The sequence below is a fragment of the Yoonia sp. genome (assembly GCF_017854565.1).
Lineage (GTDB): Bacteria > Pseudomonadota > Alphaproteobacteria > Rhodobacterales > Rhodobacteraceae > Yoonia.
In genome coordinates this window covers 31,513-51,933 of sequence record NZ_JAFMHJ010000017.1, presented here as the reverse complement: position 1 = coordinate 51,933, position 20,421 = coordinate 31,513, and the positions used below count along the sequence as shown (strand labels likewise).

17 protein-coding genes are annotated in these 20,421 nt (G+C 61.1%); 4 read left to right on the top strand and 13 right to left on the bottom strand.

The genetic code is table 11. The features are described 5' to 3' along the window. Genes QZ196_RS09075 through QZ196_RS09065 form a run of 3 tightly spaced genes read right to left on the bottom strand, consistent with a single transcriptional unit; the run spans position 1 to position 3,277 of the window. Positions 1 to 1,227 (bottom strand): MFS transporter, encoded by a 1,227-nt coding sequence (locus QZ196_RS09075; RefSeq protein WP_296425675.1) that lies wholly within the window; start codon positions 1,225 to 1,227, stop codon positions 1 to 3. Beyond that, complete coding sequence (locus QZ196_RS09070; RefSeq protein ID WP_296425674.1) at positions 1,224 to 1,982, bottom strand: DUF1365 domain-containing protein; 759 nt, start codon at positions 1,980 to 1,982, stop codon at positions 1,224 to 1,226. Before QZ196_RS09070 ends, QZ196_RS09075 begins: the two co-directional genes overlap by 4 nt. Further along, positions 1,979 to 3,277, bottom strand: a complete 1,299-nt coding sequence (locus tag QZ196_RS09065) for an FAD-dependent oxidoreductase (protein ID WP_296425673.1) — start codon at positions 3,275 to 3,277, stop codon at positions 1,979 to 1,981. The genes QZ196_RS09070 and QZ196_RS09065 overlap by 4 nt, the downstream gene beginning before the upstream one ends. 123 nt (positions 3,278 to 3,400) lie before the next feature. On the opposite strand from QZ196_RS09065, the gene QZ196_RS09060 reads away from it, so the two are divergent. After that, positions 3,401 to 4,057 (top strand): sigma-70 family RNA polymerase sigma factor, encoded by a 657-nt coding sequence (locus QZ196_RS09060; protein ID WP_296425671.1) that lies wholly within the window; start codon positions 3,401 to 3,403, stop codon positions 4,055 to 4,057. Between the two features lie 10 nt (positions 4,058 to 4,067). Further along, on the top strand, positions 4,068 to 4,718 hold the full coding sequence (locus tag QZ196_RS09055) for a ChrR family anti-sigma-E factor (RefSeq protein WP_296425698.1): 651 nt from the start codon (positions 4,068 to 4,070) through the stop codon (positions 4,716 to 4,718). Positions 4,719 to 4,795: 77 nt separating this feature from the next. Here QZ196_RS09055 and rmuC read toward each other — a convergent pair whose 3' ends face one another. The 9 genes from rmuC to QZ196_RS09010 form a co-directional block, all read right to left on the bottom strand. Further along, positions 4,796 to 6,034, bottom strand: coding sequence for a DNA recombination protein RmuC (rmuC, locus tag QZ196_RS09050; RefSeq protein WP_296425668.1), 1,239 nt, complete (start codon positions 6,032 to 6,034; stop codon positions 4,796 to 4,798). After that, positions 6,031 to 7,842 carry a DNA mismatch repair endonuclease MutL gene (gene mutL / locus QZ196_RS09045; RefSeq protein ID WP_296425666.1) on the bottom strand — a complete coding sequence of 604 codons (1,812 nt, stop codon included), beginning with the start codon at positions 7,840 to 7,842 and terminating at the stop codon, positions 6,031 to 6,033. The genes rmuC and mutL overlap by 4 nt, the downstream gene beginning before the upstream one ends. 130 nt (positions 7,843 to 7,972) lie before the next feature. Continuing rightward, positions 7,973 to 9,283 (bottom strand): pitrilysin family protein, encoded by a 1,311-nt coding sequence (locus QZ196_RS09040; RefSeq protein WP_296425665.1) that lies wholly within the window; start codon positions 9,281 to 9,283, stop codon positions 7,973 to 7,975. Beyond that, complete coding sequence (locus tag QZ196_RS09035; protein WP_296425664.1) at positions 9,283 to 10,614, bottom strand: pitrilysin family protein; 1,332 nt, start codon at positions 10,612 to 10,614, stop codon at positions 9,283 to 9,285. Before QZ196_RS09035 ends, QZ196_RS09040 begins: the two co-directional genes overlap by 1 nt. A gap of 84 nt (positions 10,615 to 10,698) precedes the next feature. Continuing rightward, entirely contained in the window at positions 10,699 to 11,208 is a 510-nt protein-coding gene (locus QZ196_RS09030; RefSeq protein WP_296425662.1) for a DUF3035 domain-containing protein, read from the bottom strand. A gap of 52 nt (positions 11,209 to 11,260) precedes the next feature. Next, entirely contained in the window at positions 11,261 to 11,749 is a 489-nt protein-coding gene (lspA, locus tag QZ196_RS09025) for a signal peptidase II (RefSeq protein ID WP_296425660.1), read from the bottom strand. Between the two features lie 10 nt (positions 11,750 to 11,759). Beyond that, the gene (gene purH, locus QZ196_RS09020) at positions 11,760 to 13,349 is read right to left on the bottom strand and encodes a bifunctional phosphoribosylaminoimidazolecarboxamide formyltransferase/IMP cyclohydrolase (RefSeq protein ID WP_296425658.1); all 1,590 of its coding nucleotides are present in this window, start codon (positions 13,347 to 13,349) and stop codon (positions 11,760 to 11,762) included. Between the two features lie 15 nt (positions 13,350 to 13,364). Beyond that, positions 13,365 to 15,116 (bottom strand): heparinase II/III family protein, encoded by a 1,752-nt coding sequence (locus tag QZ196_RS09015; RefSeq protein WP_296425656.1) that lies wholly within the window; start codon positions 15,114 to 15,116, stop codon positions 13,365 to 13,367. Positions 15,117 to 15,187: 71 nt separating this feature from the next. Then, a complete protein-coding gene (locus QZ196_RS09010) occupies positions 15,188 to 16,462 on the bottom strand; it encodes an RsmB/NOP family class I SAM-dependent RNA methyltransferase (RefSeq protein WP_296425654.1) in 1,275 nt (424 codons plus the stop codon). A 71-nt stretch (positions 16,463 to 16,533) separates the two neighbouring features. Between QZ196_RS09010 and QZ196_RS09005 the strand changes: the two genes are divergently transcribed. Further along, positions 16,534 to 16,710 carry a DUF1674 domain-containing protein gene (locus tag QZ196_RS09005; RefSeq protein ID WP_296425652.1) on the top strand — a complete coding sequence of 59 codons (177 nt, stop codon included), beginning with the start codon at positions 16,534 to 16,536 and terminating at the stop codon, positions 16,708 to 16,710. Between the two features lie 319 nt (positions 16,711 to 17,029). Further along, a complete protein-coding gene (locus tag QZ196_RS09000; protein WP_296425650.1) occupies positions 17,030 to 18,142 on the top strand; it encodes a polysaccharide biosynthesis/export family protein in 1,113 nt (370 codons plus the stop codon). A 10-nt stretch (positions 18,143 to 18,152) separates the two neighbouring features. Here QZ196_RS09000 and QZ196_RS08995 read toward each other — a convergent pair whose 3' ends face one another. Then, positions 18,153 to 20,372: a calcium-binding protein gene (locus tag QZ196_RS08995; RefSeq protein WP_296425649.1), complete on the bottom strand. Its 2,220-nt coding sequence runs from the start codon at positions 20,370 to 20,372 to the stop codon at positions 18,153 to 18,155. Positions 20,373 to 20,421 lie beyond the last annotated feature (49 nt).

Here is a 20,421-nt window from a genome sequence, read left to right as displayed (position 1 = left end):
CTAATCCTCCAGTTTTGTGGCGGCCAATAATCCGATGGCCACCAGTTTCAAAAGCGACGGCACTAATGCGTAAAGCACCGTCAGCATTGTCAGGGCGGCGGCGGGGGGCGTTGCGGCCCCGGCCTGAAACCCTGATCGTTCCAGAAGCGGCAGCAAAACCACCGCAGCGAAGGCAAGCGTGAACTTGTTCACCAATGTCCACAACCCAAACCCCTGCCCCCCATTGGGAGAGATCACCGCCATGCGTTTCGCGAACATCGCGGGCAGTAACGTCAGGTCTGCGCCGATCGTTGCACCACTTAATACGCACACCACCGCAAATGGGATCACATCGCCGGTCGTCAATGTCAGGGTATAGCCGAATGACGCGATCGCCAGCACCATCGCCGTCAGCAGAACCGGCTTTCCACCATACCGCCCGGCCAGTGCGGACCAAACCGGCGATGATACCGCAGCCGCAAGAAAGAACAGCACCAGCAGCCCGCCTTCCCAGCCGGGCGCGCCAAGGCGGCTTTCGACGTAGAACAGGAACAATGTCGATGACACCGCCAGCGGCGTGGCATTGACCAGGGCAAGGATCAGCAGCCGTCGCGCGATGGGATCTGCGGTAATCTCGCCTATCCGGGACGGCTCGGTCGTCGTGCGGCCTTTCCATTCGGGCCACATAAAGAACGCCGCGATCATCGTGGCCGCAGCAAATCCATAGGCAAAACTGGCAAACGGGTCAGGCACGACGCCGATCAGCAGCGTGGGGATCACGGCCGCGATACAGACCCCAAGCAGCGCACCGCTTTCACGCCATGCGGCAAGACGCACATGCCCTTCGTGGCCATCCCCCGCCTTGCTGATCCCTTGGGCATAGAAGTTGATCGTCAGAAAACTGAAGGCCGTGAACAGGCCGGTAATCGTCAGCCCAAACCACCAGATTGGGGCGATGGGCGGGGCCACGGCAAACAGCCCGATCATGGACAGGGCGAGCACGGCAGCGGTCAGCGTCACGATCAGTTTCTTGGTGTCGCCCATGCGTTCGCTGATCCAGCCCAGCACGGGGTCCTGAATGACATCGAACATCCGCAGGCCAAACAGTACGGCCCCCAACGCGGCCAGACTGACCCCGAACGTATCGGCGTAATATTTCGGCGCATAGATATAGATGGGCAACCCGGCACCCGACAGCACGGCTGCGAAACCTGTGAATGCCGGCAACCTCTCTGACATGGCGGTCATCTGCTGACCTCATCCATGGGCGGTTCTGGGCGGGGGCGGTATTTAGCACCTTTCCACCACAGCTTTGCCGCCTGCCAATGGATCAACGCCAGCACCCGGCGCGACCCCAACGGGCGGCGCAGCGCGGCCCATAGGATCGACAGATTGGTCAGCGCCCTGCGCTGGCCCGTCAGGGTCGCAATCAGCCCGCCGTTGCCGCGCGAATAGTCGATCCAGATGCCGATGCTGTCTGGTTGAATATCAAATCGAAACACATATCCACCCTCAATCGGCTGGAACGGGGAGACATGAAATATCTTCTGGGCGGACATCGTATCCGCTTTGGTTATCTCGCGGTCATCGTCATGGCGGCACAGATATGAATGTCGATCACCAAATGTATTGCTGACTTCGGCAATCACACAACGCAGCACCCCACCTGCATCATGGCAAAGCCAGAATGACACCGGGTTGAACACATGCCCCAGCACGCGCGGCTGCGCCAGCAGATCAATCCGGCCCGGCAGATCAATGTCATGCGCAGCCAGCACCTGCCGGACCCAGGCGCCACCGCGCCCTGCCTTGGGTGCGCCGCCGTGGTCCGCGTCATGCACCGACATCAGGTTGCCAGCATTGCGGCCAAAAAGACCGGGCGTCAGCAAATCTGCCTCGGCATCCAGCAGCACGTAATCAATCGAATAGCGAAACGCATTTTTGGTGGCACCGCGCCGTGCGTGATACGTCTGCCCGGCGATATGATGAACCGTTGCGGTCACTCTGCCGCCAGTTCCATGCGTTCGACCGCGTTCAACGCATGCACCACGTCCATCGCGCTGGCTAACCCGTCTTCGTGGAACCCGTTCTTCATCCATGCACCACAAAACCACGTCCGGTTTGACCCGTTCATCGCCGCTGCGGCGTCTTGGGCTGCCAGCGCGGCAAGGTCATAGACGGGGTGGCGCAGGGTCACCTCGTCCCAGATCAGATCCTCGCGGATCGGACGATTGGAATTCAGCGTCACCATCATCTCATCCGCCTTCAGCCACGGCTGCAGCGAATTCATCCAATAAGTCAGGTCAATCTGCTCTTTGTCATTGCCGGCATCCTCGGAATATACCCACGACGACCAGACTGACCGCCGCTTCGGCATCACAGCCGTGTCGGAATGCAGCACGATCTTGTTGGGCTGATAGCGCAGGGCGCCCAAAACGGATTTTTCGACCGCCGTCGCATCGGACAGCAGCGCTAGCGTATCGTCGGAATGGGTGGCGAAAATCACCTCGTCAAACATCTCCCAATCGCCACCCTTGGCTTTCACCTCGACCCCGGCGGGCCCCCGACGCACCGCATCAATCGGCGCATCCAGCCGGATCGTGACACCGCGCCGGACCATATCCTCGCCCAGCCGAGTCACATATTGCTGGCTGCCGCCATCGACCGTGTACCACTGGTGCTGCCCGTTGGCCGACAGCAGGGCGTGATTGTCAAAGAATTTCATCATCGCATAAGCTGGGAAATCAAGGATCTTTTCCTTGGGCGTTGACCAGATCGCCCCCGAAAACGGCAGCAGATAATGATCGCGGAAAAAATCGCTGAGGTTCAGCTTTTTCAGCAAGGCACCGATGGTCAGCGTCTCATCGCGGCTGGCCTCTAACCCGTTGGCGTTAAAATGCAGGATATCCCGCACCATGCGCAGAAACCGGGGGCTGGCAATATTGCTGCGCTGGGCAAACAACGCATTCATGCTGCCCAATCCGTATTCAAACCTGCCACCCGAAAACGATGCACCAAAGCTCATGTTGCTTTTGACAACGGGCACCTCAAGCCGGTCAAACAGTTCCGTCAGATGTGGGTAGTTTGCATAATTGAACACAATAAACCCGGTATCCACGGGCTGATCCCGATTGGGGCCCGCCATCCGGGTGCGCGCATGCCCGCCCAGCCGCTTTTCCGCCTCGAACAGAACCACCTGATGATCCGTTGCCAATGCATGGGCAGCACCCATTCCGGAAATACCTGCCCCAATCACCGCCACACGTCTGGGGGCGGCTGTCACTGTCTTAGTTGGCATACATCAGTGCTCCGTTGCCTCGTCGTTTCTTCGTTATATCTTACGTAGCCTACTGCGGGATGGATCAAAGAGAAAAAAAGCCGATGCACTGATCCAGTGGCAAAGATGCCCCGTACAAAGCACATGTTGTTGGAAACCCCTACCCCCCCGAAAGCGGATGCGCCGCCTGCCGTTCCCCCGTATAAGGGGCAGGACGTTAGGGCGTTTTACAAGACAGGGGCGCGACGGGTGACAGGCGAACAATCGACGAAACGCATGGCTTGGGTGGTGCAGGTGACAGCCGTACGCGACCATCAGGACAAGGCGGCATTTGCCGAACTCTTTGCCTATTTCGCGCCGCGCGTGAAATCGTTTCTGATGAAATCCGGCGCGAGCCCCGATATGGCCGAAGAATGCACCCAAGAGGTGATGGCGACCCTTTGGAACAAGGCCAAAATGTTCGACCCGACCAAGGCGAGCGTGTCGACATGGATATTTACCATCGCCCGGAACCGCAAGATCGACATTTTGCGCAAACAGCGCCGGCCCGAACCCGAAGACCTGCCATGGGGCCCCGAAGCAGAGCCCGACCAGTCCGAAGCCATCGTTCTGCAGCAAGAGACAGAAAAGCTGGGGCAGGCGCTTGCCGCGTTGCCGTCTGAACAAAGAAAACTGATTGAACGCGCCTACTACGGCGAGTTGAGCCATAGCGAAATTGCCGCGGAAACCGGTCTTCCGCTTGGAACGATCAAATCAAGAATTAGACTCGCGCTGGATCGCCTGCGCCATGCAATGAAGTGAAAATGTAATGATGAACACGATCAAACATCACCTGACAGAGCCGCTTTTGATGGGCTATGCCGCTGGGACCTTGCCAGAGGCGTTCAACCTTGTGGTCGCTACGCATATCTCCATGTGCGACAGTTGCCGCGCGGCGCTATCCGCCTATGACGCCGTCGGCGGTGAGGTGATGTTGGACGCGGAACCGATCGCGATGGCCGAAGATGCGCTTGCCGCGACAATGGCGCTGATCGCAAACGCGCCATCGGTGGACGCGATGCCAAAGCCGCCGTTGCGCAACGGTATCTTCCCGGCCCCGTTGCACGACTATGTCGATGGTGACCTTGTTTCCGTCAAATGGCGCAGGGTGGGCGGCGGTGTCAGCCAGATGATCCTGCAGACGTCAAATGACGCCAGCGTGCGCCTGTTGCGCATCCCTGCCGGGACCGCCGTGCCGGATCACGGCCACGGTGGCATGGAACTGACGCTGGTGCTGCAGGGCGCGTTCGTTGATGAAACCGACCGCTTTGGCACGGGCGATGTCGAGGTGGCGAACGAAGACATGAACCATACGCCCGTCGCCGAGGCCGGGATGGATTGCATCTGCCTTGCGGCCACCGACGCGCCGCTGCGGTTCACCGGGATATTGCCGCGCTTCGCGCAGCGCTTCGTCGGTATCTAATCAAATTCTTCGACAGACCCCGACGCAAGCCGGGGTCTTTTCGGCCTCTCAGCCTCGCCGTGTGGTGTTTTTGCGGGTCATCCGCCGGGTGGCGCGATCGGTACGACCTTCGGATCAGCATCCGGCGCCAGCTCTTCAAAGTCAAAGTTGTCCAGCCGGTCGGCCCGTTTGCCTGCGCGCGTCGCCGCTGTCAGCACGCCCGACACATCCTCGCCTGCTTGCCGCAGATGCGTTTCCAGCTTGCCCGCTTTTTCGGTGATAATCTCGACGTCGCGGTGCAACAGCCGCAGCGCCTTGCGGATTTCACCGGCTTGCTCGCGCATCCGCGCGTCTTTCAAAATTGCGCGCATCGTGTTCAGCGTCGCCATACAGGTCGTCGGCGATACGATCCAGACGCGGGCATCGAACCCCGCGCGCACGACCTCGGGCAGGCGGGCGTGCAACTCGGCATAAACCGCCTCCGAGGGCAGGAACATCAGCGCGCCATCGGCGGTTTCGCCCTCAATCAGGTATTTCTCGGAGATCGCTTTGATATGCACCCGCACCGCTGCACCAAGCGCACGCAGGGCCACTGCCTGATCGTCCTTGGATTCAGCGGCGGCATAGGCTTCGTATGCTTCAAACGGGAATTTTGCGTCGATCACGATGGGGCCGGGGGGGTTGGGCAAATGCACCAGACAATCGGCCCGCTTCCCATTGGAAAGCGTCGCTTGCAACGTATAGCTTTCCGCAGGCAGCGCCTTGGACACAATATCGGTCAGCTGGATTTCCCCGAACATACCGCGCCGTTGCTTGTTCGACAAAATGTCCTGCAACGACAGTACATCGCCCGACAGCTTTTCAATGTTCGTCTGCGCCCGGTCGATCGTGGCCAGCCGTTCCTGCAACTGTGTCAGGCTTTTCGTCGTCTTTTCACTGTTGCCCGACAGGGTTTCTTTCATCCGCTCCTGCAGGTCTGACATCGAGCGCGCGGATTTCAGGGCATTATCCGCCAGCCGTTCGGCCACCTGTGCCTGCACCTGCGCCAGCCGGGCCTCCATCGTCTGGATCACGCGCACCTGTGCGTTGGCCTGTGCGTCGCTGACGGTCTGAATGTTGCCCGCCAACTGGTTCTGCCCCTGTCCAAGGACATTCACATCCATCGACAACCGCCCCAGCTGACTGGCCACGTATTGCACGGCTGCGGCAGAGGTGCCCGCACGGCGGACAGTCGTGATCAGCAAGACAACGATCAGCAAGACAACGCCGGCCCCGACAAGGGCCGTAATCACCAGCGGATCGCCGAATGCGAAAACTTGGTCACCGATCTGGATCATGTGCGCCCGAACAGACGCTCAATATCGGCCAGCTTCAATTCGACGTAGGTTGGGCGCCCATGGTTGCATTGACCCGACATCGGCGTCGCCTCCATCTCGCGCAAAAGCGCGTTCATCTCGGCGCCCTGCATCCGGCGCCCCGACCGGACAGAGCCGTGACAGGCCACCCGGCTCAGGATCGCCTCGATCTTGGCCTGCACGCTGGCGCTGTCGTTTTGATCGGCCAGCTCATCCAGAATGTCGCGCAGCATCGCGGCGGCATTGACCTCGCCCAGGATCGCAGGCGTTTCGCGCACCGCAATCGCCCCGCCGCCAAACGGCTCCAGTGTCAGACCAAGCCGCGAAAGATCCGCCGCGATCTCAAGCAGTTGCTCCGCTTCACCGGTCGTCATCTCGACGATCTCGGGGATCAGCAACGCCTGCGCGGCGACACCATTTTCCGCCATCTGACGTTTGAGCTTTTCATACACCAGCCGTTCATGCGCCGCGTGTTGATCCACGATCACGATACCGGTTTCGGTCTGTGCGATAATGTAATTCTCATGCACCTGCGCGCGGGCCGCACCCAACGGCAGATGATCAGGGTCATCCGCAAGAACGGGTTCAATCCGGGCCGACGGCGCTTCGGCAAATCCGGGGGCCTGTGCCTGAAACGTCATTGACCGCGCGCTAAAGCTGGGGCGATCCATTTGATAGACGCGCGGCTGGCTTGGCTGCGGCGTGATCGCGCCCAATGTGGCATCGGCGACCGTGGTCGATGCCCGGTGCCCCGCACCCGCCAACGCATGCCGCAGACCCGAAATGATCAGCCCCCGCACCGTGGCCGGCTCACGAAACCGAACCTCGGATTTGGCCGGATGCACGTTGACATCAACCAAAGTCGGGGCGCAATCGACGAAAAGGGCTGCCGCCGGATGCCGGTCGCGCGACAGCACATCCATATAGGCGGCACGTAAGGCACCCAGCAGCATCTTGTCGCGGACGGGCCTGCCGTTCACGAACAGAAACTGCGCCACCGCAGCCCCGCGTGAATACGTCGGCAGGGCGGCATAGCCGGTCAGGTGAAACCCGTCGCGTTGGGCATCAATCGGCAGGGCGTTCTCGGCAAAGTCGCGGCCCAGCACGGTGCGCAGTCGCCCGTGCAGCGCGTCAAACAGATCGCCGGTTTCGGCATCGGCGCGGAATGTGGTGCGGTTGTCGCCACCCGACGCATCGCGCAGCACAAAGGTCACAAAGGGTTCGGCCATTGCTAGCCGCTTGACCACATCGGCGACGGCCTGTGCCTCGGCCCGGTCAGTGCGCAGAAATTTCAGCCGGGCAGGGGTGGCAAAGAACATATCGCGCAACGCGACTGCGGTGCCGCCGGACAGGGCGGCGGGGCGCACGTCGCTGGTGCGGCCCCCCGATACGGCAATGCTGGCGGCATCCTGTCCGGGTACGCGGGATGTGATGGTCAGACGACCCACAGCGCCCAGCGACGGCAGCGCCTCGCCGCGAAACCCGAACGACGTGATGTTCAAAAGGTCAGACCCGTCAATCTTGGAGGTTGCATGACGTGACAGGGCCAGCGGCAGATCGCTTGGGGCAATGCCGCAACCATCATCGGTGACGCGGATCAATGTCTTGCCACCATCGGCAATCACCACCTCGATCCGGGTTGCACCGGCATCAATGGCATTCTCGACCAGTTCCTTGACCGCCGAGGCCGGACGCTCCAGCACCTCACCCGCCGCAATCCTGTTGATCGCGGCGTCATCCAGCTGTCGGATCACCGGACGTGGCTGTATCTGGGGGTCTGCAATGGCCATGCCACAAGCACTAGCATATCCCCCCGCGATTCTGCGAGCAGGAAAAGCCGTATTTCAGTCCTGATCGGAAGGGCGAGGAATTTTCAGGAAAATCCCTCTGGTCCCAAATTTTCCCGAAAATATGGCCGTCCTATTTCGTGGCTTCCAAATCGGTCGGCTGACCCACCACCACGAAATGCAGATCATCGGGCTGCAATAATGCCGCAGCCACCCGGTTCACATCGTCCAGCGTGACCGCTTCGATGTATGCATTGCGGTTGGTCACATACGCAGGCGGCAAGTCAATCATCTGCATCCCCACCATGATCTGCGCAATATCGCTATTTCCGTCGAAACGCAGCGGGTATTCGCCGGTCAGATAGGTTTTCGCGGCGGCCAATTCGTCTGCCGTCATGCCGTCATCGGCCATCCGGGCCCATTCGGCGCGGGTCACATCAATGGCTTGGGCAATCGTGGCATTGGCCGACGCCACAGTCCCCAAAATCATCTCGGCATGGAATTTTGGCACAAGAAACGTGCTGATCCCATAGGTCAGCCCGCGCTTTTCGCGCACTTCGGTCATCAGCCGCGATTCGAAACCACCGGCACCCAGCACCTGATTCATGATGTAGGCCGCAAAGAAATCCGGGTCATCGCGCGTCATGCCGTTATGTCCAAACAACGCCACCGCTTGCGGCGTGTCATAGTCGATCACGGTCACGCCACCGGCCAGTCCGAAATCCACATCCGTCGGCATCGGCACCCCCACCGCAGGCAAGTCACCCAGCAATGCGTCCAGCATCGGCCCGACCGCCTCTGCCGTGATGTCACCCACCACCGCCACATAAAGCCGGTCACGCGCCAGCGCATCGGCATGCGCATCGCGCATATCGTCACGGGTCAGGGCATTCACACTTTCCACCGTGCCATCCATCGACGTCCCATAGGGATGGCCGCCAAAAGCTGCGGCATCAAACGCGGCCGACGCAATGCTGTTGGGGTCCTTGGCATCGCTTGCGATGCTCGACAGCACCTGCGCACGCACCCGGTCCAGCGCGTCCTGATCAAACGTCGGGTCGATAATCGCCTGCCGCAACAACGCCAGCGCGGCATCGCTGTTTTCCGTCAGGAACCGTGTCGAAATGGTAATCGTGTCATCAGTCGCCTGAAAACTGAACCGCGCGGCAAGCGCTTCGCGGGCCGTTTGGAATTCCTGCGCGGTCATCGCGCCGGATCCTTCCTCGATCAACCCCGTCATCAGGTTGACGGCCCCGCGTTTGCCGGACCGGTCCAGCGACGCACCGCCCCGAAACCGGATCTCAATCGCAATGAACGGGATGCTCGGCTCTTCGACGACCCAGGCGTTTATTCCGTTCGCCGATGTGACCTGTTTGATGTCAATCTCAGCCCAGGCGGTACTTGCGACAATGCTCAGGCACAGGGCGATCAGGGTCCGAAACATCAGCGTGCCTCCTCTTGGCTGGATACCACCCAACCGGTCACCGATTGGTCGCGGTTGAACACTTTGGCCGCGACCGCTTTGATATCGGCCTCGGTCACGGATTGCAGGACATCGGGCCATGCCTGCACGTCCTGCACCGTCAGACTTTGCGTCAAAGCTGCGCCATACCGGCGGGCCAATTGCTGCACATCGTCCTTCGCATATACCTCGGACGCGCGCAGTTGCGTGCGGATGCTGTCCATGCGGGCGGGGTCGATATCGGCTTCCATGAAGGCATTGATCACCTCGTCCATCGCGGCCTCTGCCTGCGACAAGGTCACCCCATCCGCGGGCGCAACCGCGACACTGAACATGTCGGTATCCAACGAACTGCCATCATACGACGCATTGGTATAAAGCGCGATTTGCCGGTCAAACTGCAACGCCTGCCCCAGTGCGGATGTAAACGACGATCCACCCAGCAAATCGGCCAGATATACCAGCGCTGCCGCCTCTGACTGGGCGCCGGGGTCACGTTCGGGGGCCAGATAGCTGCGGATCAGATAGGGCTGGCTGACGCGCGGATCGACATAGGTAACCCGACGCTCGGCACGCTGTGGCGGCTCTTGCGGGCGGATACGCTCGGGCAGTTGCGCCTCGGCGGGGATGACGCCGTAATACGTCTCGGCCAGGGCCTTGACGGCGTCGGGCTGCACATCGCCCGCCACGACAAGCACGGCATTGTTGGGGGAATAGTACAGGTCATAAAATGCTTTTGTATCTTCCAGCTCCAACTGCTCCATCTCGTGCTTCCAGCCAATGATGGGCACGCCGTAGCGGTGGTTCTGGTAAAGGGCGGCCTGAAACTGTTCGCGCGCCAAAGCGCCGGGATTGTTTTCGGTCCGCTGGTTGCGTTCCTCAAGGATCACATTGCGCTCTGTCTCGATATCGTCGGCGGTGATGGCCAGATTGTTCATCCGGTTGCTTTCCATCTGCATCATCAGCTCCAGCCGGTCGGCCGCAATGCGCTGAAAATAGGCGGTATAGTCGTAGCTGGTAAAGGCGTTGTCGCTGCCGCCATTGGCCGAAACAATCGCCGAAAACTCGCCCGCCTCCAGCACATCGGTCTGCTTGAACAACAGATGCTCCAGAAAATGCGCGACGCCCGATGCACCAACGGGTTCATCCGCCGATCCGATCTTGTACCAGACCATATGCACGACAACCGGCGCACGGTGGTCCTCGATCACGACAACCTCCATCCCGTTATCCAGGGTGAATGTCGTCGCCTCCTCGGCTTGTGCGGCAAGGCCCGCAGTGATCAAGGCTAACGCAGCAAACAATCGTGTCATGGGCACCCTTCCGGTTCTGTCACGCTTCAACCTACGCCGGTCGGGCGCATGTTCAAGGTGCCATACGCGGATGTGAGGTGGGTTTTACGGTGCGACAGGTGCAGTCGGCACGGCAATGCCAAGCGCACGCAGCCGCGCCAGCTCGGCATAGGCATCCAACGCCTGACCGGCATAGGCCGGGAAATAGCGGTCGCGGTTCAGCGGGTTGAACACGTTGGACCGCCGTTTGCGTTGCAGCAATGCGGCATCGGTTGCAGCAAGCGCGGCGCGGATCGCAGGATCGACGCCATAGCGGCCGACCTGCGCCACAAGGGCCGCGTCATTGGCGGGCACACCCCCCGCGACCTGTTCTGCGGCAGACCCGCCAAGCGCCGCAATCGCATCGGCCTTTGGCGACGGGTCAGTCCGGTTCGCCCCGCCCGGTGTCGGCGCGGGCAATGTCAGCGTGTCAGGGATTTCCAGCGGGCCCAGCGGGATCACGGCAAACGGATCTGGTCCGGCGTCGGCGGACGACATATCACGCAGCGGGCGATCTGTGTTGCCACAGGCCGCCATCAAAGCCAAAGCCAGAACAGAGAGTGTGATCGCGCGCATGCCGGTTCCTTCAAAAATCATGACGCTTGTTTAGCCCATGCGCCCGGCGACGTCACGCGCTCTTCTTGGTCTTCTTGGTCTTGCCGTCGTCAGCCAGAAACGCCAGCCCGATGGCCCCAGCAAAAATCGCAATATCAGCGACGTTGAACGCGTAGGGGTTATTGATCCCACAGCACGACATATTGATGAAATCCGCCACGGCACCATAAAATACACGGTCCACGACGTTGCCCAGGGCACCACCGATCAGCAATCCGGCGGCGACGTAAACCCACTTCGATCCGCCCGCCTTGCGCAGCCAGATCAGCACCGCGGCAGATATCGCAACCGCGACACCCACCAGCACCCAGCGCATATCGAAATCCGCAAACAGCCCGAAATTCACACCGCGATTCCATGCCATGCGGAATTCCAGAAACGGCGGCCATACGGTGATCCGCCCGTCTTGCTCATTGATCAGGCCCAGCCAATGCACCACGTAATATTTGCTGGCCTGATCCAACAGGAATACCCAAAACCCGGTCCAGAATATCAGCCGCATTGTAGTGCTCCTAGTGCCGGAAATGGCGCATGCCGGTAAAGACCATGGCGATTCCCGCAGCATCCGCCGCCGCGATCACCTCATCATCGCGCATCGACCCGCCGGGTTGGATCACGCAAGTCGCGCCGGCGGCGGCGACCTCAAGCAAACCATCCGCAAAGGGGAAAAACGCATCCGACGCCGCAGCCGACCCAATGGTCAGCGGCTGCGCAAGACCCATCGCATCGGCCATACGTCCGGCCTTTTGGGCGGCGATCAGCGCACTGTCCAGCCGTGACATCTGGCCCGCGCCGACACCTACCGTCGCCCTGTCCTTTGCGTAGATAATCGCGTTGGATTTGACATGTTTGGCGACTTTCCATGCAAACAGCAGATCGGCCATCTGCGCATCCGTCGGTGCCACCTTGGTCACGACCTTCAGATCATCCATGCCGACATAACCCGTATCCTTGTCCTGCACCAACATGCCGCCCGCGACTTGGCGGTAGGTCGTGATCTTGGCCTTGGGATCAGGCAAATCATCGGTGGTCAGCAGACGCAGGTTCTTTTTGGCGGCAAATACGGCCTTGGCCGCGTCAGACGCACCCGGCGCAATCACGACTTCGGTGAAAATCTCGACAATCGCGCGCGCCGTTTCTTCATCCAGCGGTTGGTTCAGCGCGACGATCCCGCCAAACGCAGACGTCCGGTCACAGTCAAACGCCTTGCGATACGCCGCGATCAGGGTTGCGCCACGCGCCACACCAGAAGGGTTCGCATGTTTGATGATCGCCACGGCGGGGCCGTCAGCGGGATCAAACTCTGCCACCAATTCGAACGCGGCATCGGTGTCGTTGATATTGTTGTAAGACAGCTCCTTGCCTTGATGCTGCACCGCCGTCGCCACACCGGGGCGACCTGTGCCATCGACATAGAACGCGGCCTTTTGATGGCTGTTCTCACCGTAACGCATCACCTGCTTGAAGGTCCCCGTAAACGACCGGCGGCGTGGCGTATCGACACCGATCGCACCCGCCATCCATGTGCTGACAGCCGTGTCATATGCCGCCGTGCGTGCGTACGCCGTCTGGGCCAGCCCTTGCCGGAACGCATAGGTGGTCTGCCCGTCGTTGGCATCCAGTTCCGCCAGCAGGGCGGCGTAATCTTCGACGTCCACAACCGTGGTGACAAACGCATGGTTCTTGGCCGCCGCACGGATCATGGCCGGGCCGCCGATGTCGATATTTTCGATGCAGGTGTCATAATCGGCGCCCTTGGCGACGGTTTGCTCGAACGGATAAAGGTTCACGACCAGCAGGTCGATCGGGCCGATCCCATGCGTGATCATCGCATCCTTGTGTGCGTCATTGTCCCGCAGCGCCAGCAGGCCGCCATGCACCGCCGGGTGCAGCGTCTTGACCCGGCCATCCATCATTTCCGGAAAACCGGTCACGTCGGCCACATCGCGCACCTCAAGCCCGGCATCGCGTAGCGCCTTGGCCGATCCGCCGGTCGACAGCAGCGCGACACCGCGCTGCGTCAATGCACGGGCCAGATCGACCAGGCCGGTTTTGTCGGAAACAGAAAGCAGCGCGCGGCGCAGTGGTGCAAGGTCGGTCATCAATATCCCCAAAGGTCAGTCTATATCACTGTCCAGCGGATCGCCTCGGACCAGATCACGCACCGCTTGGGGCGTGTCGAGTGCCTTGGCCAATGACCAGCGGACGCGTGTCGCATAGGCCATTGTGCGACCGGATAAAACCACCTGTTGTGCCCCATGCGGCCTTAAACGGCCATTTTGCAGATAAACCGACGGCGCCAGCGTCAGTTCTGCGGCGCCATCGTCGCGAAATACCCAGACTTCGCCTGATTTCAGCGTCAGAAAAACCGCGCCGTCTGCATCGTCCAGCATGGCTTCCACATCTGGATGCAGATGAAATCGGATCGCAAACGGGATGCCCGGCGGGGTGGTCCGGTCCCGGACTTTGTCAAACCGCGCCTCGTCGTCGGGGTTCAGCGTCGCCAGCAGATCCTCGCCCAGCAACCTGCGCCCATCCACCGATAATTGCAGGATACGCGCATGGGTCAGGCCGTGGCGCGCGCGGTAGCCGTTGTGTGACAGCTCCAGCTTGCGGTCGCCATCGGCGTCGGACATATGGCCATAGACCACATCGGGGACGTCCAGCAGCCATTCCTGCTGCGCCAGCAGCCGGGCCGGCGACGCCAGACGTGACGAAGAAACACCCGCGATCCCCAGCGTCGTATGGCTGGGCGTCGCGCGGCTGGCGCGGTGCCATTCATCGCCAAACCGCGCACCCGATCCGCAATTCACGATCAGGGGCCGCCGTCCCGATGTCAGCTCGAACGCCAATGTGCTGGCATGGGCATTGTCCGATGCTTCGCCCGTTGGCGGGGCTGCGGCATCGACAATGACCGATGTGCGCCCCCCCGTCAGCCGGGCAAAACCCATGTGCAAACCCGCCTCCGGCAGCGCCTTGACGCCCGACGCCGCCAGCGCCTGATCCAGCCGCCCCATGATGCCGCGTCCACCGCCATGAAACCGCGCCAAGGCCCCATCGGCATGGCGCAGCGCACGCAACGTCGGCACAATCCGCGTGATGGCCGCGTCGATCCGCTGCGGCACCTGACCGCCCGTGTCGGTCAGCGCCTGCACCGTCGCGTTCAGCAGGGTCAGGATCTCCAGCAATTCGTCGGGGTTGCGCGTGGCAATACCGCCGTCCGCATCAATTTGCGTCGCGCAATCAGCGGCCAGCGCCTGTACCGCCGCATCGACATGACCCGCCATGCCGTCCAGCGATAGCCCCGCATAAATCATCCCCACCAGTGCCTCGAACCGGGGCAGCCCGTGCGGCGTCGCATGCCAGCGTTGCGACAAGAACAGGGCCTGCTGCGCCGCGCTTTGGAAAAAGCTGCCCATCGCGTCGTGGTCCTGCCCGCGCAGCAAGAATACCCCGTGATTGATCCACCGGATCAGCCGGGGCCCCACGACATCCGGCGTCCAGCCGGGGCCCTTGCCGTCGCCATAGCGCTTGATCCACTGAAATATCCACTTTTGCGCCCGCACACGGGCCTGTTCATCGCCCACGGCGGCCAGATCATCCAGCCATGCGCATCTGTGGATTTCGTCGGCCACCAACGCATTGGCATGCGCGATATCCCAGACCGACAGATGCGGTCCTTCGACCAGCAGCCCCGAAAACAGGAAATTCCCCGTCATCAGTTGCCGACCCTTGGCGACAATGCCGATCATGCGGGGTTCCGGGGGCGATACGAACACCGTGGCCATCGGCGTACGCGCCGCACGGCGGGCGTGCACCCGATGTATGTAATTGATCCGGCGGGCACGCCATGTCGTTGTCTGTGCCATATCCCTGCGGCCTCGATCTGGGCTGTCATGCCTTGTTCTTAGCCGAACCATAGGAAACGATTACGCCCAAGTCACGCAGGCTTTATCAGCACCGCCACATAAAATCCGTCCATACCGCCCAGTTCCGGCCAATAGTCCGGGCGCAGACGCAAACCGCCCTCGGGGGTGATCCAATCGGGGTCGATGCCCGCGATGGCCAGCGCGCCCGCGTCGACACGCAGCCCCGGATGGCGCTCCAAGGCTTCTTCCACCTGCACTTCGCCTTCGTCTGGCAACAGCGAGCAGGTGCAAAACACCAACCGTCCGCCGGGTTTCAGCAGGGTCAGCGCATGGTCGATCATCGTTTCTTGCTGCGCGATCAATGCGGCAAATTCTGATCCGTCTTTGGCATAGGGCAAATCCGGATGGCGGCGGATCGTGCCTGTCGCGGAACAAGGCGCGTCCAGCAGAACCGCGTCAAACCCGCCTTGATCAAAGTCAAACGCATCGCTGACAATCGTCGTCGCAGTCAGCCCGACACGGGTCAGGTTTTCGCCCACCCGCACCATCCGCTTTTCCGACATGTCCAGCGCTGTTACATCGGCACCAGCCGCCGCCAGCTGCAATGCCTTGCCGCCCGGTGCCGCGCAAAGATCCAACACCTTCAGACCCGTCACATCGCCCAGCGCCTTGACCGGCACCGCCGCAGCGGCATCCTGCACCCACCAATCACCACTGTCATAGCCGGGTAGGCCAGACACCTGACCGGCCCCCGTCACACGGACGGACCCGGTCGGCAGAACAATACCGCCCACGGCCTGCGCCACGGCGGCTGCATCGCCTTTGGGCGTCAAATCCAACGGTGCGCCTGCAAAATGCGCGGCCTCCATACCCGCAACGGCATCGCGGCCCCATGCGGCGACCAATGGCTGCCGCAACCAACCGGGGGTCAGCGGGATCGCGCGCTTGGCCCATGCCGCCGGACCTTCGTCGGCGATTTTGCGCAGCACGGCATTGGTCAGACCCTTCATCGACTGGGTGTGCTTGTCGCGCCCGACAATCTCGACATAGGCGTTGACGACACCATGCGCGGCCTCGCCACCGCACAGCTCGATCACGCCAAGACGCAGCGCGTTCAACACGCTCTCCGGCGGTGTCTTCTTCAGGTAGGGCTTCAGCATCCGATCCGCACGGTCCAGACCACGCAACGTATCCGTTGCCAGCCGTTGCGCACGGGCGCGATCATCATTGGCCAAATGGGCAAGCGCGCCCCCGGCAATCAGTTCCGGCATCAAACGACCATCGGTGGTGATTTCCATCAGCAAGTGATGCGCAGTGCGGCGGGCGGGCAGACCTGTTTGGTTCATGGGCTATGTCTCTTGAAGCTGGGTGCAGGCGGCGTATATCAAACAATGACCGTCGACAAGGAGAGTAGCCCGTGACCGATCAGCCCAAAGACCTGCCGCCCGCCGCAATCCGCGCCTTGGCCGAGGCCGAAGCGCGGCGCAAGCTGGACAAAGGGCCCGCACTGCCGCTGGAACTTGGCGGGCGCAATGGCCCCGAACCTGTGCGCTATGGCGATTGGGAAAAGAAAGGTCTGGCGGTCGATTTCTGATCGGACGCAAGTGTGAACGCCGCGTTTACCTCTGGGCCGTGCGCTGTATTTATCACACCAACGCCGTACAAACGTACGTACGCGATCTGTACGGGTCCTGTACGCGGTCTGCATGCCGCATTTCCCATAAAAAACATGCGTTTACATATGGTTCGCGGCCCGTCGGCATTGCCGCTGGCCACGATGTATCGTCCGTTGCGCAGCCGATCTGCGCCGGGGCAGTGGTATTGCTTTGTTAATACGCATCGTGTCAAAACATCCGTTGTTGTCGCGTTGCCAAATGACCCTATAAGTTGACCGCGCCCCAGCAGGAGGAATTATGCGTTATCCTTTCCACCGTTTGATGCTCACCTGTCTGTGTGTCGCGCTTGCCGGTTGCGGCCTGCCACGCGGCGCGGGTTTTCAATCCGAAGTGCTCGCAGCCACCAACGCTAGGACGGCCGCCCCCGGCGACGCAGCCGTGTATGATTTCGCCGTATTTCAGGTAACGCGCACCGTGCTGCCAACCCTGCAAAGCTGGCCTGCGAACCGCACCAAAACCTACCGCTGGATGACCCGCAGCGACCAGCCCGCATCGCTTTTGATCGCGCCGGGTGATCGCCTGCAACTGACGATTTGGGACGCCGAAGAAAACTCCGTTTTCTCGGGTAGCGGGCAGCGTGCGACGCCGCTTCAGGAAATTCAGGTCGATACCGACGGCACCATTTTTGTCCCCTATATCGGGGAGTTACGGGTTTCCGGCATGGCGCCCGCCACGGCGCGGACCCGGATCGAAGAGGCCATGATCAAGACGATTCCATCGGCGCAGGTGCAGTTGGCAATCAAACCGGGGCGGGCCAATACAGCCAATCTGGTGTCGGGTGTCACGGTGCCGGGGGTCTATCCTTTGCCGGACCGCAATTTCAAACTGCTGGACCTTTTGTCGCTGGGCGGCGGCGCAAGCGGCCTGCTGATTAACCCGCAGGTGCGGTTGATCCGTGGCGACGAAGTGTTCGGCGTTTCGCTGAACCGCCTGCTGTCGGAACCCGGTCTGGACACCACGATGCGCGGCGGCGACCGCGTGATCGTCCAGCAGGACGAACGGTATTTTCTGTCGCTTGGTGCCACCGGTACAGAATCACTGCACACATTCCCCAAGGATACCGTCTCGGCGCTTGATGCGCTGTCGATCGTCGGCGGGGTCAGCGATACGCGCGCCAACCCGCAGGGTATCTTGATCCTGCGTGAATATGCCGCGAACCAAGTGCGCAGCGACGGGTCCGGCCCACCGCAGGAACGCGTGGTCTTTACGCTTGATCTGACATCCGCCGACGGGTTGTTTTCCGCCGGGTCCTTTGCCGTGCAACCCAATGATCTGGTCTATGCCACAGAAAGCCCGCTTGGCCCCGCGTTGACCGTTCTGAACGTGGCCTCCGCGATAACAGGCTTTTGAAATTAGCGTTTTAAAACAGATCTATACTCTCTCCCAGCGCGGCAAAATTGCTGACCCCATCAATGTGCAGGACATTGCCATCGCCAAAGTCGATTGTCGCGCGGGTTCCATCAAATGTGCCATAAACGGCCAGCAGATCACTGCCCGACGTCAGCCCGGTCCACAGGGCCACATCCAGGGTAATCCGGTCACTGCCTTGCATGAAATCGGCGATGGTATCGGCGCCGCTGGCAAAAATAAACGTATCCACGCCGGCGCCACCGATCAGCATATCGTCCCCGGCACCGCCATCCAGCACATCGTTCCCAGAGCCGCCGTCCAGACGGTCGTGGCCGTTTCCGCCGATAAGCGTGTCACGGTTATCGCCTCCCATCAGGACATCGGCGCCATCACCACCGGTCAACGTATCATTACCCGCGCGCCCGATGATCAGATCATCACCCGTGCCGCCACTCAGGTTGTCATTGCCCGCCCCCCCGATCAGCACATCGGCAGTCGCACCGCCTGAAAGACTGTCATTGCCATCTTGTCCGATAATCAGATCCCCAACGGTGCCCGCCTGACCCAATGCCATGCGCAGATGGTTCAGGTTGGCATCGCTGATCACCCCAAGCCCGGTCTGCATCGTGTAAGGCGCACCGTGATCGACCGGTAGCGATGCCGGCGTGTCGTCCGGGTTCAGGTCGGGCAGCGGTGTGGCGGGGCCGGGATAACCGGGCGCGATGTCTTGCGACAGGCGCATGCCGCCGATCAGATCGCTGGTTTGCAGGTCGCGGTAGTCACTCATCTGTCCGTCCGCGCTCTGTACGATCAACAGCTCATCTCCATAGCGGATGTCCATGCCATAGGGCTGAATGCTGATCGTCAATTGGCTGATATCGCGCAGCATCGGCCATAGCGACAGGTCAATGCGGTCCTCGCCCAGGGTGAAATCCGTGATCGTATCGGTCACGCCATCCGCCGTGAAAATGAACACATCAGCTCCGGCCCCGCCCGTCAGCGTGTCACTGCCGGCACCATCACGGATGATGTCATCGCCGCCGGCACCATTGATCAGATCGTCCCCGTCATGGCCCTGCAAGATATCATTGCCGGCTGTGCCGCCCAGCAAGCCACCCACCAGCGTCGCGGTAACCACGACGCCCGCAGTGCCCGTGTCAAAGCGCAGTTGGGTCAATCCTGCCTCGCTGCTGCTGGCCACAAAGATATCCAGCCCATCACCTGCACCGCGCGCGGCAATGGCGCTGACATTATCCAGCGCCATTTCAGTCGTATCTGCCATATGTGCGCGGGCCATCAGATACCCGCCTTCGAGCAGCACAAAGATCGACAATCCGTCGTCAGCGCCGCCTGCGATCACATAGGTCTGGCCATTATGATTTACGATTTCGATGCTTGTGACGCCGGCAAAACGGGTCTCCAGACTGTCGAGCAGGTGATCGCGGATAATGAGGCTACCATCGCTGCCAACTTCCATCACGCTCAACGTGCTGCTGCCTGCAGCACCCAAAATGACATAGGTCGCGCCGCCGACCTGCGCGACCTGCATCGCGCTGGGCACGCTGACCCAAAGCCCATCTTCGGTGCCGAGGTTCTGAATGACGCTCAGATCGCCCGCGCCATTGACCGCCCAGCTTGTGATGCCGTTTTGGGTGCTGCTTGCGGTAAAAAAATAGGTCTGCCCCGATATCGCCGCAGTGGCCGTTGCCGCGACCTGATCGGCAAAACTGCCGTCGGGGGCGCTGATGTTTTGGCTGCCGATCAGGGTGCCTGTTGCTGTGAAATCAATGCGCCCGATGCCGCTCTGGCCCGCCAGCCCGCCGTAGATGGCCTGTGTGCTGTCAGGCAGCGTAATCGACAAGCCGTGCTGGAAACCGGCCATACCGGCGGGCAGTGTGGTCGTGGGACCAATGCTGCCATCTGCGCCGATCGTCACCGTCTGAAGGGTGCCGCCGCCACCGCCGCCGATCAGAAGGCCTGCCTCACCTGCCAACGCCACGCTTGTCAGGCTGCTGGTCCCGCCCGGCTGATCGCCGCCATCAAACGCGATACTATCGTACAGTGTCAACAGACCGCCTGTGATATCCCATGCGGTGAGCACGCCATCGAAACGGGTCGTGCTCAACAATAGGTCCGTACCGCCCACATCAACAAACGCCAGATCGGTGATCCGCGACCGTTCAAGATCAGCAGCCACCACGACGTGGGTGACAAAATAAAATAGTGACATCTTTGAGCCCCCCCCGGAGCGACAGTCGTCAACGATATCGCTTGTCTTG